The following is a 15,942-nucleotide window of genomic DNA, read 5'->3' as shown; positions in this document are numbered from 1 at the left end:
GCAATGATCATCACCAGTGAGTTCCCGCCCGTCGAGGTGCTCGACGTACCGATCCACGACGCCGTTCTCGGTAGAGCCCAGGAGTACGGCGACCGGCCGGCGATGGTCGACGGTGTCACCGGCAAAGAGCTGAGCTACGCCCAACTGGACCACCTGACCCGTCGGGTCGCGGCGGGCCTGGCGGAGCTCGGCATCCGGCACGGCGACGTGATCGCGCTGTACAGCCCGAACACGATCCTGTACCCCGTGGTGTTCTACGGCGCCACCCGCGCCGGCGCGACCGTGACCACGGTGAACGCGCTCTACACCGCCGACGAGCTGCACAAGCAGCTGATCGATTCGAAGGCGAAGTTGCTGGTGACGATTTCGCTGTTCCTGCCGGTCGCGACCGCGGCGATCGAAGGCACCGACGTCTCGGAGATCTTTGTCTGCGATCAAGCCGAGGGGTATAGGTCGGTGCAGGAGCTGTTCGCGTCGACGGGCCCGGAGCCGGTGGTGACGATCGATCCGGCGGCCGATGTCGCCGTACTGCCGTACTCCAGTGGGACCACCGGCGCGGCCAAGGGCGTGATGCTGACGCACCGGAACATCGCGACGAACATCGCGCAGGCCGAGGCCACGATCAAGCTGGGCGAGAACGAGCGGGTCATCGCGATCCTGCCGTTCTTCCACATCTACGGGCTCACCGTCCTGATGAACCTGCCGCTGCGGCTCGGCATCACGGTGGTGGTGCTGCCGAAGTTCGACCTGGAGCAGTTCCTGACCACGCTCCAGGACCAGCGGATCACGCGGGCGTTCGTCGCACCACCGGTGGTTCTGGCGCTGGCGAAGCACCCGGCCGTCGACTCGTTCGACCTGTCCGCACTGCAGCACGTGATGTCGGCCGCGGCGCCGTTGGACGGCGAACTGGCCGAGGCGTGCGCGAAGCGACTCGGTCTGCATGCGGTGACGCAGGCCTACGGGATGACCGAGTTGTCGCCGGGAACGCACGCCGTACCGCAGGACGACCCGGAGCCGCCGCCGGGCGCGGTCGGCAAGCTGTTCCCGTCGACCGAGATGCGGCTGGTCGGGGCCGACGGCAACGACGCGGACGAGGGCGAGATCTGGATCCGCGGCCCGCAGGTGATGAAGGGGTACCTCGGGCGGCAGGCCGAGACGGACGCGACGATCGACACGGACGGCTGGCTGCACACCGGCGACATCGGCCGGGTGGACGCACGCGGCTACCTGTACGTCGTGGACCGGGTGAAGGAGCTGATCAAGTACCACGGGTACCAGGTGCCGCCCGCGGAACTGGAGGCCGTGCTGCTCACCGACGACCGGATCGCGGACGCGGCCGTCATCGGCGTCAGCGCGGACGGCAACGAAGTACCGAAGGCGTTCGTGGTGCCGATGCCGGGCGTGACGCTGACGGCGGACGACGTCATGGAGTACGTCGCTGCGCGGGTGGCGCCGTACAAGAAGATCCGGCAGGTGGAGTTCATCGACGCCGTACCGAAGGCTGCGTCCGGGAAGATCCTGCGGCGGGAACTGCGGGCCCGTGAGGCCGCGCGTGAGTGAAGTTCTGAAAGCACCCCAGCAGGACCGGTCGCGGGCGACGCGGCAGCGGTTGCTGGAGGCCTCGGTCGAGTCGCTGGCCGAGGTCGGGTACGCCGCGACGACGGTGTCGGTCGTCGCGGCGCGGGCCGGGGTGTCGCGGGGTGCGGCACAGCATCACTTCCCGACCCGGGCGGACCTGTTCGCGGCGGCGGTCGAGTACATGACCGAGGTGCGGTTGGCGGAGATCCGCGCGCAGGCCGGTGCATTGCCGAGCGGGGCGGGGCGTACCGAGGCGATCGTCGGGATGCTGGCGGATGTGTACACCGGTCCGCTGTTCCGGGCCGCACTGCACCTGTGGGTGGCGGCGTCGACAGAGGAGGCGTTGCGGCAGCAGATCGTTCGGCTGGAGTCATATGTGGGGCGGCAGGCGCACCGGGCGTTGCTCGACGTACTCGAGGTGAACGAACGGACGCCTGGGGTGCGGGAGACCGTGCAGGGCGTGCTGGACATGGCGCGTGGTTTGGGGCTGGCTGACCTGCTGACGGACGACAGCGCGCGGCGGAGAGGCATCGTGCGGCAGTGGAGCCGCATCCTCGATCAGGCCTTGCGTGACCCTGGTGTGTGACCGAAGGCGCTCTTGAACGTGTCGATGAACGCACTGGTCGACGCCCAACCACACCGGTGCGCCACGCGAGTCACCGACTCTCCTCCCGCTAGCAGCCGGAGAGCCTCGTGCAGTCGCAGCTGGGTTCGCCACTGCGGGAAGGTCATCCCTAGGTCGGTTCTGCACAGCCGGCTGAGAGTCCGCTCACTCGCACCAACCTCCCGCCCGAGCTCCGTCAGAGTCCTGGCCTCAGCTGGGTTGTCCCGCAGCAGGTCGCAGACAGCTGCGAGCCGAGGGTCACGCGGCGTCGGCAGGTACGTAGGACGCTGAGGCGACCGCCGCAGCTGGTCCAGTAGTACTGCGCGCAAGCGCTGTGACTCATCTGGGTGGCTATCTGTGGGACCTGTGTACGTGAGGATCAGTTCGCGGAGGAGGGGACTGACTACTAGGGCTGACGGTTGGTCCAGGGCGAGCGGGTTCTCCTCCAGGCCGATGGTGTGGAGGGTGGTCTCGCCGTACGCGCGGTGCTGGTGGAGGGTGCCGGCCGGGATCCAGATGGCTCTGGTGGCGGGGGCCACCCAGCTGCCGGCGTCCGTGGTGACGGAGAGAACACCGCGCCCGGCGTACACAATCTGGTTCCGGTCGTGCCAGTGCGGCTCGATCCCGCCACCGGCCTGGATCGGCTGGTGGCCGGTCGTCGCGGGACGTTGGCGGGTTTCCGGCATGACTTGGCATTTTATCGGAAGCCGGACAGGCCACCCGGCAGTGACGATCGACAGGTGAAGAGATCGATCGGGCTGATGGCCGCCGGCCACGCGTGCGTGGACATCTACCAGGGCTGCGTGCCGGCGCTCGTACCGTTCCTGGCCGCCGAGCGCGGCCTCGGGTACGTCGCCGTCTCCGGCATCACCCTCGCGGCGACCCTGCTCTCCTCGGTCGTCCAGCCCGTGTTCGGCGTACTGACCGATCGCCGTCCGCTCACCTGGCTGATTCCGGTCGCGATGACCACCGCCGGACTCGGTATCGCCCTCATCGGCGTCGGACAGACCTACTGGCTCATGTGGCTGGCGGCCGCGCTGTCCGGGCTCGGCGTCGCGGCATACCACCCGGAGGCCGCCCGGATGGCCCGCGTCGTCAGCGGTGGCAGCCACGTGGGGATGAGCTGGTTCTCGGTCGGTGGGAACGTCGGGTTCGCACTAGCACCTGTCCTCGTCACCCCGATCATCGCCGCGGGCGGGCTGTCGCTCACGCCACTGCTCGTCGTACCGGCGCTGTTCGGCGCGACAGTCACCACGTGGGCGGTCCGCTCGCGCACCGCCGTCGCCGTCACCTGCGGCAATGGTGAAGGCGCAGACGACTGGCCGTCGTTCCTGCGGTTGTCGCTGATCATGGTCTGCCGGTCGATCGTGTTCGTCGGTCTCGGCACCTTCATCGCGCTGTACGCCGGCCAACGCGTCGGCGGCGGTACGACGACCGGCGGGATCGCCCTGTTCGTCCTGTTCGCCGCCGGCGCACTCGGCACCCTCCTCGGCGGCCGCCTCGCCACCCGCTACGGACGAGTCCGCACCCTCCGGACGTCGTACGCCGTCGCCGTTCCCGCGATCGCGTGCCTGGTCTTCGTTCCCGGACCGGCGTTCTTCGGTTTCCTCGCGGCGACCGCGATCGCGATGTCCATCCCCTTCTCGCTGCACGTGACGCTGGGCCAGGACTTCCTCCCCGGCCGCGTAGGCACCGCAGGCGGCATGACCCTCGGCCTCGCCGTCAGCATCGGCGGCGTCGCCACCCCACTCCTCGGCACCATCGCCGAGCACACCTCACTACGCCTCGCCCTCAGCACCCTCATCGCACTGGCTCTGTGCAGCACCTTGATCGCCCACGCCCTCACCGAGCCCGCCACGGAATGACTAACGGCGGGCGGCGCGTTCGGCGATGCGGAGGTCTACCTTGGCGGCGAGTTCGTCCGGTACGCACTCGGCCAGGTGGTCGCGGACGAGCAGGTGGATGAACGAGTACTGCGCATGGCCGGTGCGGGCCAGCACGTAGCGATCAGCGGCGTACTGCAGGAACGCCCTGCGGTGCCACGGCAGGTAGCCGCTCCAGCGCAGCAGTGAGTCGTGCAGCAAGCGGGACATCGGTCCAGCGAGAACAGGTGGCCGGCGACGCCACGCCTTCGCGGCGACCGTGCCGACCACGATTCCGGCGACCGCCTCCAGTTGCGGTGACGCCAGGTCCGCTCCGAGAAGCAGTGCGACCAGAAACGCGACGACAGCTCCACCGGCGACCCATGGGTCCATCCGCCACCCCTTGTCGCCTGTGCTGGGGAGATGGTCGGTCGGTAGGGACTTGATCATCCGGATGCCCTGAGCAACCAGCAGCCCGACCGCTACCCCACAGGCGAAGGCAGTCGCATCGCCGAAGCTCAGGGTTATCCAGCTCGCCACTGCAACCACAGCTACCCGTACGCCGAGCAGCAGCCGCCGCCGGTTGTTGTGAAAGACGAGCAGTTCGACGCCATAGGCTCCAGCGATCACAGCAGCCTCGACAACGAGTGTCGGCTTCGCTGTGAGCAGCTCGACCAGTCCGAGCGCAGCAACGGTCACAGCGACCGTGACCGCCGTACCGCCGAAGAGGATGAGCGCGAACAGCGGTACGCGGTCCGGTCCGCTCCCTTCGTGCTTCTGCCAGGGATGCGGCAACAGATGCACGAGCAACAAGGCAGAGCCGGCCGCAGCGAGTCCCGCGAGTGCGCCGTACTGCGCGACCATCACCAGCGTCACGCCGGCAGTGAGTGACGCGAACAGTGCGGGCAGACACACGGCATGCGTCAGGTAGTCCACCCCCGGCAGCGACAACCCGTACCAGCCGTCGGGCATCATCCACCGAGGCACTGCAGTCCGGTCCCCCGCTCGGCGACGAGTCCACCAGGCCAGACACCACAGACGCCGCACGGCGGTCTTGGCGTCGTACTGTCGCGCGGTCTGGCGGTTCCGGGCGAGCACCTCGCAGATGTAGGTGTCGAAGAGCTCCCGGCGCAGGTCCGCGACGCCCCGCGCGTTGATGTCCTCGGGCGCGCGGCCCTGGTACGCGAGGACCATCACATTGAGCATCAGCGGCGAGTTGACCAGTTCCCAGAGTGCGGCGTCCTGCTCGATCGCTGCGCGCGCACCGTCGAGCGCGGGCCCGACCTCGGCGAAGTACCCCAGGACCTGTTCCTTCGTGAGCGGCCTGATGTGGACCGCCCCGAACAGCCGCAGCTTCTGCGGGAGGCGTTCGTAGTCGTTGGTCCGGCACGTCACCGCGAGCTGGCCGATCCGGTAGTTGTGGCGGAGTTCTTCCAGCGCCGGGGCGAGCTTGGCGCGGTGCGGCTCGGCGATCTCGTCCAGTCCGTCCAGCAGCAGGGTCAGCTGACCGTCGCTCAGCCAGGTCCGTCCGACAGCGGGTGGGATGCCGTAGCGCTCGTCGAGCTCGTACAGCAGCCAGCGCACAAAGCCCGCGAGCAGTGGGCTGTCACTCGGGTCGTCGTCCTTCTGGTACGACGTCTGCGCGGACCAGCCGGCGAGATCCACCACCACCGGCATCGGCTGGTCCTTGCTGTCCTGTGCCTGCTCGGCGAGGTTCCGGGCGAGGTCCAGCAGCAGAGTGGTCTTGCCGGCACCGGGTGCGCCGAGGATCAGCATGGAGTCCTGCAGTTCGTCGAAGACGCCTGCGATGTCCGCTTCGTTGGGGACGCGCCGCGGTGCGCTGTCGAGCGGCTGGACGAACAGGTCGTACGGGCGGACCACGACGCCCGGATGCTCGTCCAGCGCCAGCGCGATCCGGGTCCGCGCGGCGAGCGAGCCGGCCCGGCGCTCGGAGTAGTACCGGTCGATGCGAGCGAGCGCGTTCGGGCGGTTCCGCGGCTGGTCGGCAGCCCGCCGGGAGATCCGCGGCAGGCGGCGGTCACGGAGCTCGAACAGTGCGGTCAGCACGGCGACCAGCCAGAGCACCCCGATCGCCGGCCAGACCCAGCCGACGTACGGCGCAAGGAACGCAGGAGCGGTGCCGCCGGTGCCGACGTTGATCGCGATCGGGAGCAGCACCAGCCCGAGCGAGACCGTGACCACGAGCACGACGCCACGCAGCACGACCCGCATCCTCACCCTCGGAGCGTAACGGTCCGTGAGCCCACCGTCCCGGCGAAGCGCGTCCCCTCGGCCCTTGCACCTGCGCCCGCTGCGTCGTCGTCTCCACGGACGTCCACTGGGCGGCCGCGGGGTGGGGAACATCTGTCGATTCACATACATTGGTTGGTGATATGACTACAGAGCGGATCGACCGGACAGGTGTGGGACTTCGCTCGGAGCGAGGGCCGATTCTGCTCGCGGTGATGCTGAGCGTCGGGCTGGTCGCGATCGACGCGACGATCCTCGCCACCGCCGTACCGTCCGTCGTCGCCGACCTCGGCGGATTCACCCAGTTCCCCTGGCTGTTCTCGATCTACCTGCTCGCGCAGGCCGTGTCGGTGCCGATCTACGGCAAGCTCGCCGACCAGCGCGGACGGAAGCCGATCATGCTGCTCGGCGTCGGGCTGTTCCTGCTCGGGTCGGTGCTGTGCGGGTTCGCCTGGAGCATGCCCGCGCTGATCGCGTTCCGGCTGATCCAGGGGCTCGGCGCCGGGGCGATCCAGCCGATCGGGATGACGATCGTCGGCGACATCTACACGGTCGCGGAACGGGCCAAGGTGCAGGGCTACATCGCCAGCGTCTGGGGGATCTCGTCGTTCGTCGGCCCGACGCTCGGCGGCGTGTTCTCGGACTTCATCTCCTGGCGGTGGATCTTCTTCGTGAACATCCCGCTCGGGATGGCGGCCGCCTGGGTGCTGGTCCGCCGGTTCGACGAGAAGGTGGCGGACAAGACCAGTCACCGGATCGACTACGCCGGCGCGATCCTGCTCGCGGTCGGCGGTTCGCTGCTGCTGCTCGGGCTGCTCGAGGGCGGCGTGATGTGGGACTGGGACTCGCCGGCGAGCATCGTGATCCTGGCCGCGGCCGTCGTCCTGCTGACCGCGTTCGTGCTGGTCGAGCGGCACGCCGCCGAACCGATCCTGCCGCTCTGGGTGCTCGGCCAGCGGGTCCTGAACTCGGCGAACTCGGCCGCGTTGCTGATCGGGTTGCTGATGATCGGGCTGTCGACGTACGTGCCGCTGTTCGCCCAGAGCGTCCTCGGTACGTCGGCCCTCGTCGCCGGGTTCACGCTCGCCGCGATGACGCTGGGCTGGCCGATCGCGGCGTCCCTCGCCGGGCGGATCTACCTGCGCGTCGGCTTCCGTACGACGATGTCGATGGGCGCACTGATCGTCGTCCTCGGATCCGGCGTACTGCTCACGGTCGACGCCACGAGCGCCGTACTGCACCTCGCCGCCGCCTGCTTCATCATCGGCATCGGGCTCGGGTTCTCCGCGTCACCGTCGGTCGTCGCGGCACAGTCGTCCGTCGAGTGGCAGACGCGCGGTGTCGTGACCGGGGCGAACATGTTCGCGCGCTCGGTCGGCAGTGCGGTCGGGGTCGCGGTCTTCGGCGCGGTGGCGAACGGGGTCGTCGCAGCTCGCCTGGGTGATGACCACGCGGACCTGGAGAAGGTACCCGCCGGGGTCCTGGCCCCCGCCATCCACGACGTCTACTACGGTGCCGCCGCAGCCGCCCTCCTCCTCGTCGTAGCCGTTCTCTTCATGCCCAACCGAATTACCGAGCACCCCGTCCGCTAGCTAGCTCAGTAGGTTGGGGCCATGCGCGCGGTCGACTGTGTTGGGGCACTGATCCAGGACGCGGAACATCGCGTCTATCTGCAGCGGCGTACGGCGGACCGGCGGTTGCTGCCGGGGATCTGGGACATCGTCGGTGGGCATCTGGAGGCGGGCGAGACGCCTGAGCAGGCGCTGGCGCGGGAGGTCGAGGAAGAGACCGGCTGGAAGGTCCGCGAGATCGTCCGGACCGTCGCGGACTGGGAATGGGAGTGGGAGGGCCGGGTACGGCGAGAGGTCGACTACCTCGTCACCGTCGACGGAGACCTCACCCAGCCGCGCCTCGAAGCCGGTAAGCACGATGCGTCCGCCTGGGCTGGACCGGGCGACCTTGACCTGCTGATGGAGAACCGGACCGACGGCGACCGGCGCCTGCGGGACCTGGTGGCGCATGTGGTCCGGACACGGTTAACCGACCGCCTCCGACTGGAGCCGATCACCGGCCCGAACGGCGTACTGCCCGGACACGGACCGGACCTCGAGCGGCTGTATGCGGACCCGTGGGTGGCCCGCTGGTACGACGCGACGTGGTCACCGGAGGAGGCGGCCGCGCAAGCCGCCACGCAGCAGGCGAACTGGGACCGCGACTCGGTGGGCAAGTGGATCGCGTACGAGCGCTTGAGTGGCGAACTGGCCGGGCGCGGCGGAATGTCCCGGATGGCACCTGGTACGCCGATCGCCGAGGCCATCGCGGCGTTGGTGGGACCCGAGTGGACAGGCCTCGAACTCGGCTGGGCCCTCGTTGAGTCCGCCCGCGGCCGCGGCCTCGCCACCGAAATCGGCCGCGCGGGCCTCAACTACGCCTTCACCACCCTGAACGCCACCTCGGTCATCGCCTTGACCGAGGAGGTCAACACCGCCTCCCAGGCCGTGATGAAGCGCCTGGGCATGCAGTACGCCGGCCAGATCCACGCGGAGGGCTGGGCCGAGGGAGTCCCCGACGTACAGCCGGACGCCCCGTTCGCCGTCTATGTCACGACCCGTTGACCACCTGGCGGGGCCCTTGAACAGGTTATTCAGGGTCTCGCGCCGCCAGTTCCTGTCCACCGCCCCAGCTTGGCGTGAAAAGGCTCCGAGTGTGACCGCCCAGGCGCGGCGGTCACACTCGGAGCCGACCACCTCAAGGGGGAGGTTCCCGGTGAGGTGTCGGGAGCCTCCGGTGTCCTACCGCCCAGGACACTCGGCCCTGCCTGGCCCGAGGTGTCGGCCAGGAGGTGGGGTTGGAACGGCTGGGCGGCGGCGATACAGGGAACTCAGCCGCCAGGCCCAGCCGGGTCGGGTGGGCGGTGCGGTCCGGAGCTGAGGAGTGCTCCGGACCGCACCTTTGGGTTTCGTCCGGGACTGAGGAGTGCCACGGACCTTCCAAGCGCCGACCCTGAACGTGAGGAGACTCCAGGGTCAGCAGACCGGGTCTGAGGAGGACCCGGAAGCGGAACGGGTGTTTCAGTCGGTTGGGTCGAGCGGCCCGAGCAGGTCGTTCGTCACTTTGAGACCGGCGAAACGGCGCCGCATCGCCTGTTCGTAGCGGGCCGCCAGCGGCGCCTCCGCGACGTACTGCGCGATCACGTGCTCGCCGAACCAGACCCGGACTCTGCGCCGGTGCTGTCTCGACGTCATTTCCGCGATGGTCACAACCTCTCACCCCGTAACTCTCAGGCCTTGCAACCAGTTGGACTTACTGGTTGTCATGGCAGTAATGGTGCACGAGCCCAACGTGACCGCTCTAGGACCTGGACCGGACCTTTGCCGGACCTCTTCCGGTCCTCTCGCGGACATCTGGGGGACAGCACCTTGTCGTGGGGCACAAGTCGAGACAACGTCTGACTGACGTGAACGGGAGGAACGATGGCGGGTAGGTACGCGCCAAAGACGGTCCTGGCGCACCTGATCCAGCGCCGGAACCAGACCTACTCCGAGATCGTCGCCGAGTTCGTCGAGCTGGGTGGAACCATCACCGAGCGGCACCTGCGTCGACTCGCATCGGGCGAGCGCGCAGGGACCACTCCTCAGACCCGGCGCACCCTGCAACGTCTGTTCGGCAAACCGGTCGAGGAACTCCTCGCGCCGTACCAGCCGGAACAGACCGCCCAGGTGGTGCCGGCACCTGCCGCGAGTGGACGGATCACGACAGGTAATGAGATGGAGGTTCTCGACATGGCTGCCAGCCGCGCGAGGGCATTTGCCCTCGCGGCCCAGTCCGGTCTCGGAAGCGAGGCCATGGAACAGGTGTACGACGACGTACGTCACGCCGCCCAGGCGTACCCGCAGCGCCCCCTCCCGGAGATCCTCGGCCAGCTGGTCGAGACCCAGGACCTGGTGTTCGGACTGCTGGAGAGTCGCCAGCGCCCCGAGACCCACCGTCAGCTGTACTTCCTGGCCGGCGTCACCGGCGGCCTGCTCGCCAAGGCCTCCCACGACCTCGGCAACCCGCACGCCGCGCTGACCCAGGCACGGACCGCGTTCATGTGTGCCGACAACGCCGACCACCACGGCCTGCGCGCCTGGGTGCGCGGCCTGCAGTCCCTGGTCTCCTACTGGGCCGGCAACCCGCACGACTCGGTGCGGTACGCGCAGCTCGGCGCCGGGTACGCCGAGCAGGCCAACAGCACCACCAGCGTCTGGCTGCCGGTCAGCGAGGCCCGCGCCTGGGCCGCGCTCGGCAACCCGGAGGCCACCCGCGCCGCGCTGGAGCGCGCCGAAGAGGCGTGGAACTCGGTGCACAACGACGACCTGGACGACATGGGCGGGCTGTGCACGTTCGGCCGCAACCGCCAGCTGTACTACGCCGCCGACGCGCTCGCTCAGCTGCCCGGTGAGGTCGACCAGGCCCAGCGGTACTCCAGCCAGGCCGTCGACGCGTACACCGACCAGAACCACCCGGAGTGGGCCTTCGGCGACGCCGCCGGCAGCCACGCCGCGATGGCGATCACCCGGATCGCGAGCGGTGAGCTGGACGGCGCGGCGGACGCGCTGGCGCCGGTGCTGACGCTGCCGACCGAGCGCCGGATCAACGGCGTGGTGCACTCGGCCCGCCGGGTCCACCAGGCGCTGCGGCAGTCCGGTCGCGCCGACGACGCCCGGGAGCTCCAGGAGGAAATCGAGACCTTCACCCGGACTCCGATGCAGACCTACCCCCGGTAGCCTGCCCGGATGGAACCGCTCCACGGGACCCTGACCGTCTTGCGTGAATTCCGGACAACCGACCTCGACGACTACCTGGCCATCGCCGGCGACGACCGCGTCACCACGTGGATGGCGTTCGACAGCTACGACCGCGCCAAGGCCGAGCAGAGCCTGGCCGCCATGGTGACGCGGGCCGCGCAGGAGAAGCGTCCCGACTACATGCTCGCCGTGACCCGGCCGGACGACGATCGCGTGATCGGGTTCGGCCGGATCGCGCCGAGCGGGTCGTGGACCGCCAAGCTCGGCTACGCGATCGGCGCGGACCACTGGGGCCACGGGTACGCGACGGACGCGGCCCGGGTGCTGCTGGGGTTCGCCTTCGGCACGCTCGGCACCCACCGGGTCACGGCCGCGATCGGCCCCGAGAACGAGGCGTCGATCGCGGTCGTCAAGCGCCTCGGCTTCACCTACGAGGGCCATCTGCGCGACCACGTCTTCACCAACGGCGCCTGGCGCGACTCGCTGCTCTATTCCCTGCTCGAAGACGAGCACGCCGGCTGACCCGGGCTAGGGCACCGCTCGCCACGCCGCCGGCCCGCCCTCGGCCAGATCGGAGCCCAGCGGCGTCCGGGCGTACAGCACCCGGCGTCCTTGCCGGTGCGAGACCAGGAGACCGGACGCCGCCAGCACCGACAGGTGATCACTGACCGTGCCGGCTGACAGGCCGACCTCGCGGGCCAGCCAGGTCGTGGTCCGCGGCAGATCAAGGGCATGCAGGATCGCGGCGCGGGAACGGCCGAGCAGGGCCGACAGTGCATCCGGCTCTGTCGTAGCACCCTTCGGCTCCCACACCAGAGCCGAACCACGAGCCGCATAGCTGATGACGCAACTGGACGCTGTCTTGCCCACCGCGACCCACGGCCAGCGGAACGCGGACGGAACCAGCCATACCCCGTCCGGTCCGCACGGAACGGTCGCCCTGGTCCGGTGGAAATCCACGGTCAGGCCACCGTCGCCGTACGAGAGCTCGTGGTGCACCTCGTTGATCGCCTGCGCGACGCCGGACCGCGCGATCTGCCGGCTGTGATACGTCAGGTCGTCCGACGCGACACCCTCGATCCGCTCCCAGATCGGCTCCAGCACGTCACGCCAGTACGCCGCCAGCGCGGTGGCGACCTTGTCGGCGTACTGCGCCGTACTCGTGAACGTCAGGTCCGGACAGCGACGGGACAGCTGCTCCAGGTCAGAACGCAGTACTGCGTCGGCGGTCTCGCGGAGCGCGGCAATCTGGGTGAGCGGATGCAGAGGGTCGACCCGCGGCGCGGGAGCGAGGATGTCCGGGAACCACTGCGGGTCGTCGGTGAGCGCCAGCAGGAACGGCAGGTCGTAGCCGGGCCGGGACGGTACCCGGCTGCGCAGGCGAAGATGCACCGCGTGCTGCCGCGGAAAGGTCAGTACGTGCAGACTGGCGACCGTCTCCCACACCGCGTCGCTGGTCAGCCGGACCGAACCCAGTCCGGAGGCTCCGAGCTCGATGCGCAGTGCCACGTGTCCTCCCGGCGTTCAGGTGCCGCTCACTGTAGTGGCGTCCCGGCGGCCGGCACCGACGTTTCCGGCTGGACGGAAACGTGGTCCTCCGGGTGCTGTCTGGCCAGTCTGTTCAGCCACCACTACACGAGCAGGAGGGTGCCAGATGAGACGAGCGATGAAGCACTTGGCCTGGGGTACGGCGGTGTCGGTATGCCTGACCACGGGCGCCGCGGCCTCCGCCTCCACCCGGGACGCGGACGCCGAGGAACGCAACGCGCACTGTCTACGCGAGTTCGACGCGACGCAGCGCGCCGACATGGAGTCCTTCCGGGACTTCGACGCCGCGACCTTCCGCCGGGTGCACGCCGACGACGCGGTGAGCATCTATCCGACCGGCGAGCGGTTCACTGGCATCGACGCGATCATGGCCGCGGCCGCGAACCACTTCACCAGGAAGTACGCGGTCTGGTCGTGGACCGAGCTGAACCGCCGGGTGGACGGTTGCCGGTCGGCGGTGATCACGTACGACGCGACGTACGACATCCCGAAGTACGAGTACCACCAGCGCGCGCTGACCGTGGTCACGTACGTGTACGAGCGCGGTCGCTGGCAGGCGGTCATGGACCAGGGCACGCTGCTCGAGATCAGCAGCTGAGCAACACTGGGGGCATGGGAGCCACCGACCTGATCACGCTGCGGGACGGGCTGGCACGGATGATCCTGACCAAGGTCGCCGGGCCGGATCCGCAGGTTGAACGCGGGCGGGTGCACGACACCCCCGGTCCGCGCTGGTTCCCGCCCGACGCACCGATCCGGCGGGTGCACGGGGACGCGTCGATGTTCGCCGGGGGACTGCGGGCGTTGCTGCTGCAGTCGCTGCACCCGCTGGCGATGGCTGCCGTGGCCGCGCACTCCGGGTACCGGGGCGATCCGTGGGGGCGTCTGCGGCGTACGAGCTACTTCCTGGCGATCACGACGTACGGCGCGATCCCAGACGCCGAGGCGGCGATCGAGCACGTGAGGTCCGTGCATGAGCGCGTCCGCGGGACCAGCCCGGACGGCGTGAAGTACCGGGCGTCGGACCCGCACCTGCTCAAGTGGGTGCATGTGGCCGAGGTCGACAGCTTCCTCGCGGCACACCAGCGGTACGGCGCGCATCCGCTCACCTCGGCGGAGCAGGACCAGTACGTCCAGGATGCGGCGCTCGTGGCCGGCAAGCTCGGCGTGATCGACCCGCCGACCACGGTGGCCGAGCTGCACGACCTCCTGAAGCAGTACCAGCCCGAGCTCCGCGGTACGACGGAAGCGCGCCAGGCCGCCCGCTTCATGCTGGTGCACCCGCCCGTGCCGTGGGCCGCACGACCCGCGTACGGCGTACTGACGGCAGCTGCGGTCGGTCTGCTCCCATGGTGGACCAGGCTCCCGCTCCGGCTCCCGTACCTCCCGCTGGCCGAGCAGACCGTCGTACGAGCCGCCGGCGACGGACTCACTCGAACCATCCGGTGGGCACTCGCCTCACCAACACTCGCAGCACAGAGCCCAGACGTCCTCTAAGTTGTTCTCGTGCCGCTGCGTCCTCATCGTCCTCTCCCGTTGGCTACTCCAGCGGGAGTCGAGGTGCTGACCAAGATCCTGACCCAGGGGCCGATCCCGCGGGTGGAGATCGCGCGCCGGACCGGGCTGTCGCAGGCGGCCGTGACGAAGGCGGTCGCGCCGCTGATCGAGACCGGGTTCGTCACCGACCAGTCGGCTCCGGCGGACGGCGACGGCCAGCTCGGGATCGGGCGGCCGGTGAGCCCGCTGACCGTGGTACCGAGCAGCGTCTCGGTGATCGGGGTCAAGGTCACGCCGACCAGCCTGATCGGGGTCACGACCGACTTCACCGCGGGCATCCTCAACGTGCGCCACGAGGAGCTGGACAGCACCGACCCCGAGGCGGTGATCGAGCAGCTCGCCGGGCACGTGAAGGCGCTGATCGCCGCGCTCAAGTCCGGTACGGCGGTGGCCGGTCCGCTTGCCGGGATCGGGATCGCGGTGTCGGGCGACGTCGACGCGTCGCACGGCGTGGTCCGGGACTCGCCGCTGATGGGCTGGCGCGGCGTCCCGGTCGCGGAACTGCTCGGCAAACGGGTCCGGGTCCCGATCGTGGTGACGAACGACGTCCGCGCGCTGACCGTGGCCGAGCACTGGTTCGGGGCCGGCGTCAACGCCGACTCGTTCGCCGTCGTGACGATCGGCTCCGGTATCGGGTGCGGGCTCTACATCAACGGCGAGGTGGTGTCCGGCGCGTACGGCGTCTCGGGCGAACTCGGCCACCTGCCGCTCGCGCCGGGCGACCTGGTGTGTACCTGCGGCCGGCGCGGCTGTGTGGAGACCGTGGCGTCGTCGGACGCGATCCTGACCCGGACGCGGGAGACCACCGGACGGTCGGACCTGGACCTGGCCGGTGCGATCAAGTTGGCGCACGAGGGCGACGAACACGCGCGCGAGGCGTTCGACCGGGCCGGTGAGGTGATCGGCGCCGCCCTGGCCGCGATGGTGAACCTGGTCGGGCCGGAGCTGGTGATGATCGCCGGCGAGGGCGTCGCGGAGTACGACCTGTACGAGGAGCGGATGCGGCGCGCGTTCGCCGAGCATGCGTTCGGCGCGGCCGGGGACTGCCGGCTGATGCTCCGCTCCCACACCTTCGACGACTGGGCGCGAGGGGCGGCCGCCACGGTCATCCGTTCGTACGTCCGCGGCGAGCCACCCCTGGAACGCGGGACCTAACTGCGGGCCGCGGCGAGGATCTTGCGCCAGACCTTCTTGTAGGACTCGAGGCCGTCGGCCGCGAGCGGCCCGGTGGGACCGGCCGTGATGGAGACCCGCTCGGGGATGGTGCCCCAGACCGGGATGTTCTCCTCGGCGTACTGCTGCATGGCTTCCTGGTACGACCGGGTGTAGGTCCGCGCCGAGCAGATCACCAGGCCGACCGGGATGTGGTCGGGAACCAGCTCCAGCACCGCCTTGACCCGCGGTGTCTCGACCCCGCCGACCCGCGTCGGCAGGATCACGATCCGGGCCCGTTCGAGCGCCTTGTTGAGCATCCGTTCGTGGGACGGCGGCATGTCGACGATGCCGATGCCCTCCGGCGGGACCTTGTCCACCGCCTTGCTCAGGAGGCGCTCGGTCGGCGCCTCGGCGATCTCGATCCGGTCCAGGTGGTCGTCCTCGGACTCCGCGATCCAGTCCGCGGCGCTACCCTGCGGATCGGCGTCGATCAGAGTGGCTGTGCGACGGTTGGAAGATGCCAGCGCGGCCAAGTACACCGACGTGGTTGTCTTTCCGACCCCGCCCTTCAGTGCAGCTGTCACGATGATCATAGGAG

The 15,942-nt window shown here is 69.5% G+C and carries 15 protein-coding genes; 10 read left to right on the top strand and 5 right to left on the bottom strand.

Features of this window, described 5'->3' with window-relative positions; all coding sequences use genetic code 11:
• Nucleotides 1-3: 3 nt before the first annotated feature.
• Complete coding sequence (locus tag E0H50_RS03850) at nucleotides 4-1,560, top strand: AMP-binding protein (RefSeq protein WP_131284700.1); 1,557 nt, start codon at nucleotides 4-6, stop codon at nucleotides 1,558-1,560.
• Nucleotides 1,553-2,164, top strand: coding sequence for a TetR/AcrR family transcriptional regulator (locus E0H50_RS03845; RefSeq protein ID WP_202867994.1), 612 nt, complete (start codon nucleotides 1,553-1,555; stop codon nucleotides 2,162-2,164). Before E0H50_RS03850 ends, E0H50_RS03845 begins: the two co-directional genes overlap by 8 nt.
• Here the strand turns inward: E0H50_RS03845 and E0H50_RS03840 are convergent.
• A complete protein-coding gene (locus E0H50_RS03840; protein ID WP_131284698.1) occupies nucleotides 2,137-2,868 on the bottom strand; it encodes an AraC family transcriptional regulator in 732 nt (243 codons plus the stop codon). The genes E0H50_RS03845 and E0H50_RS03840 overlap by 28 nt on opposite strands.
• Before the next feature lie 54 nt (nucleotides 2,869-2,922).
• On the opposite strand from E0H50_RS03840, the gene E0H50_RS03835 reads away from it, so the two are divergent.
• The gene (locus E0H50_RS03835; protein ID WP_238150753.1) at nucleotides 2,923-4,047 is read left to right on the top strand and encodes an MFS transporter; all 1,125 of its coding nucleotides are present in this window, start codon (nucleotides 2,923-2,925) and stop codon (nucleotides 4,045-4,047) included.
• On the opposite strand, the gene E0H50_RS03830 is transcribed toward E0H50_RS03835, so the two are convergent.
• Nucleotides 4,048-6,276 carry an NACHT domain-containing protein gene (locus E0H50_RS03830; RefSeq protein WP_238150775.1) on the bottom strand — a complete coding sequence of 743 codons (2,229 nt, stop codon included), beginning with the start codon at nucleotides 6,274-6,276 and terminating at the stop codon, nucleotides 4,048-4,050.
• A gap of 161 nt (nucleotides 6,277-6,437) precedes the next feature.
• Between E0H50_RS03830 and E0H50_RS03825 the strand changes: the two genes are divergently transcribed.
• The gene (locus E0H50_RS03825) at nucleotides 6,438-7,886 is read left to right on the top strand and encodes an MDR family MFS transporter (protein WP_131284696.1); all 1,449 of its coding nucleotides are present in this window, start codon (nucleotides 6,438-6,440) and stop codon (nucleotides 7,884-7,886) included.
• Nucleotides 7,887-7,907: 21 nt separating this feature from the next.
• Nucleotides 7,908-8,909, top strand: coding sequence for a GNAT family N-acetyltransferase (locus E0H50_RS43370; protein WP_202867993.1), 1,002 nt, complete (start codon nucleotides 7,908-7,910; stop codon nucleotides 8,907-8,909).
• A gap of 456 nt (nucleotides 8,910-9,365) precedes the next feature.
• Here the strand turns inward: E0H50_RS43370 and E0H50_RS42745 are convergent, their stop codons facing one another.
• Nucleotides 9,366-9,539, bottom strand: coding sequence for a hypothetical protein (locus E0H50_RS42745; protein WP_165546409.1), 174 nt, complete (start codon nucleotides 9,537-9,539; stop codon nucleotides 9,366-9,368).
• Nucleotides 9,540-9,767: 228 nt separating this feature from the next.
• On the opposite strand from E0H50_RS42745, the gene E0H50_RS03810 reads away from it, so the two are divergent.
• A complete protein-coding gene (locus E0H50_RS03810; RefSeq protein WP_131284694.1) occupies nucleotides 9,768-11,063 on the top strand; it encodes an NsdA family TPR-like regulatory protein in 1,296 nt (431 codons plus the stop codon).
• Between the two features lie 9 nt (nucleotides 11,064-11,072).
• Nucleotides 11,073-11,606: a GNAT family N-acetyltransferase gene (locus E0H50_RS03805; RefSeq protein ID WP_131284692.1), complete on the top strand. Its 534-nt coding sequence runs from the start codon at nucleotides 11,073-11,075 to the stop codon at nucleotides 11,604-11,606.
• 6 nt (nucleotides 11,607-11,612) lie between these two features.
• On the opposite strand, the gene E0H50_RS03800 is transcribed toward E0H50_RS03805, so the two are convergent.
• On the bottom strand, nucleotides 11,613-12,593 hold the full coding sequence (locus E0H50_RS03800; protein ID WP_131284690.1) for an ArsR/SmtB family transcription factor: 981 nt from the start codon (nucleotides 12,591-12,593) through the stop codon (nucleotides 11,613-11,615).
• A gap of 157 nt (nucleotides 12,594-12,750) precedes the next feature.
• On the opposite strand from E0H50_RS03800, the gene E0H50_RS03795 reads away from it, so the two are divergent.
• The 3 genes from E0H50_RS03795 (at nucleotide 12,751) to E0H50_RS03785 (ending at nucleotide 15,344) form a co-directional block, all read left to right on the top strand.
• Entirely contained in the window at nucleotides 12,751-13,230 is a 480-nt protein-coding gene (locus E0H50_RS03795; RefSeq protein WP_165546987.1) for a nuclear transport factor 2 family protein, read from the top strand.
• Nucleotides 13,231-13,244: 14 nt separating this feature from the next.
• Nucleotides 13,245-14,129, top strand: coding sequence for an oxygenase MpaB family protein (locus E0H50_RS03790; RefSeq protein WP_131284686.1), 885 nt, complete (start codon nucleotides 13,245-13,247; stop codon nucleotides 14,127-14,129).
• A gap of 63 nt (nucleotides 14,130-14,192) precedes the next feature.
• On the top strand, nucleotides 14,193-15,344 hold the full coding sequence (locus tag E0H50_RS03785) for an ROK family protein (protein WP_238150752.1): 1,152 nt from the start codon (nucleotides 14,193-14,195) through the stop codon (nucleotides 15,342-15,344).
• Here E0H50_RS03785 and E0H50_RS03780 read toward each other — a convergent pair.
• A complete protein-coding gene (locus tag E0H50_RS03780; RefSeq protein WP_131284683.1) occupies nucleotides 15,341-15,937 on the bottom strand; it encodes a ParA family protein in 597 nt (198 codons plus the stop codon). The genes E0H50_RS03785 and E0H50_RS03780 overlap by 4 nt on opposite strands.
• Nucleotides 15,938-15,942 lie beyond the last annotated feature (5 nt).

The sequence above is a fragment of the Kribbella sindirgiensis genome, assembly GCF_004331435.1.
In the GTDB taxonomy this organism is placed as follows: Bacteria; Actinomycetota; Actinomycetes; order Propionibacteriales; family Kribbellaceae; genus Kribbella; species Kribbella sindirgiensis.
This window is presented reverse-complemented; position numbering and strand designations above follow the sequence as displayed.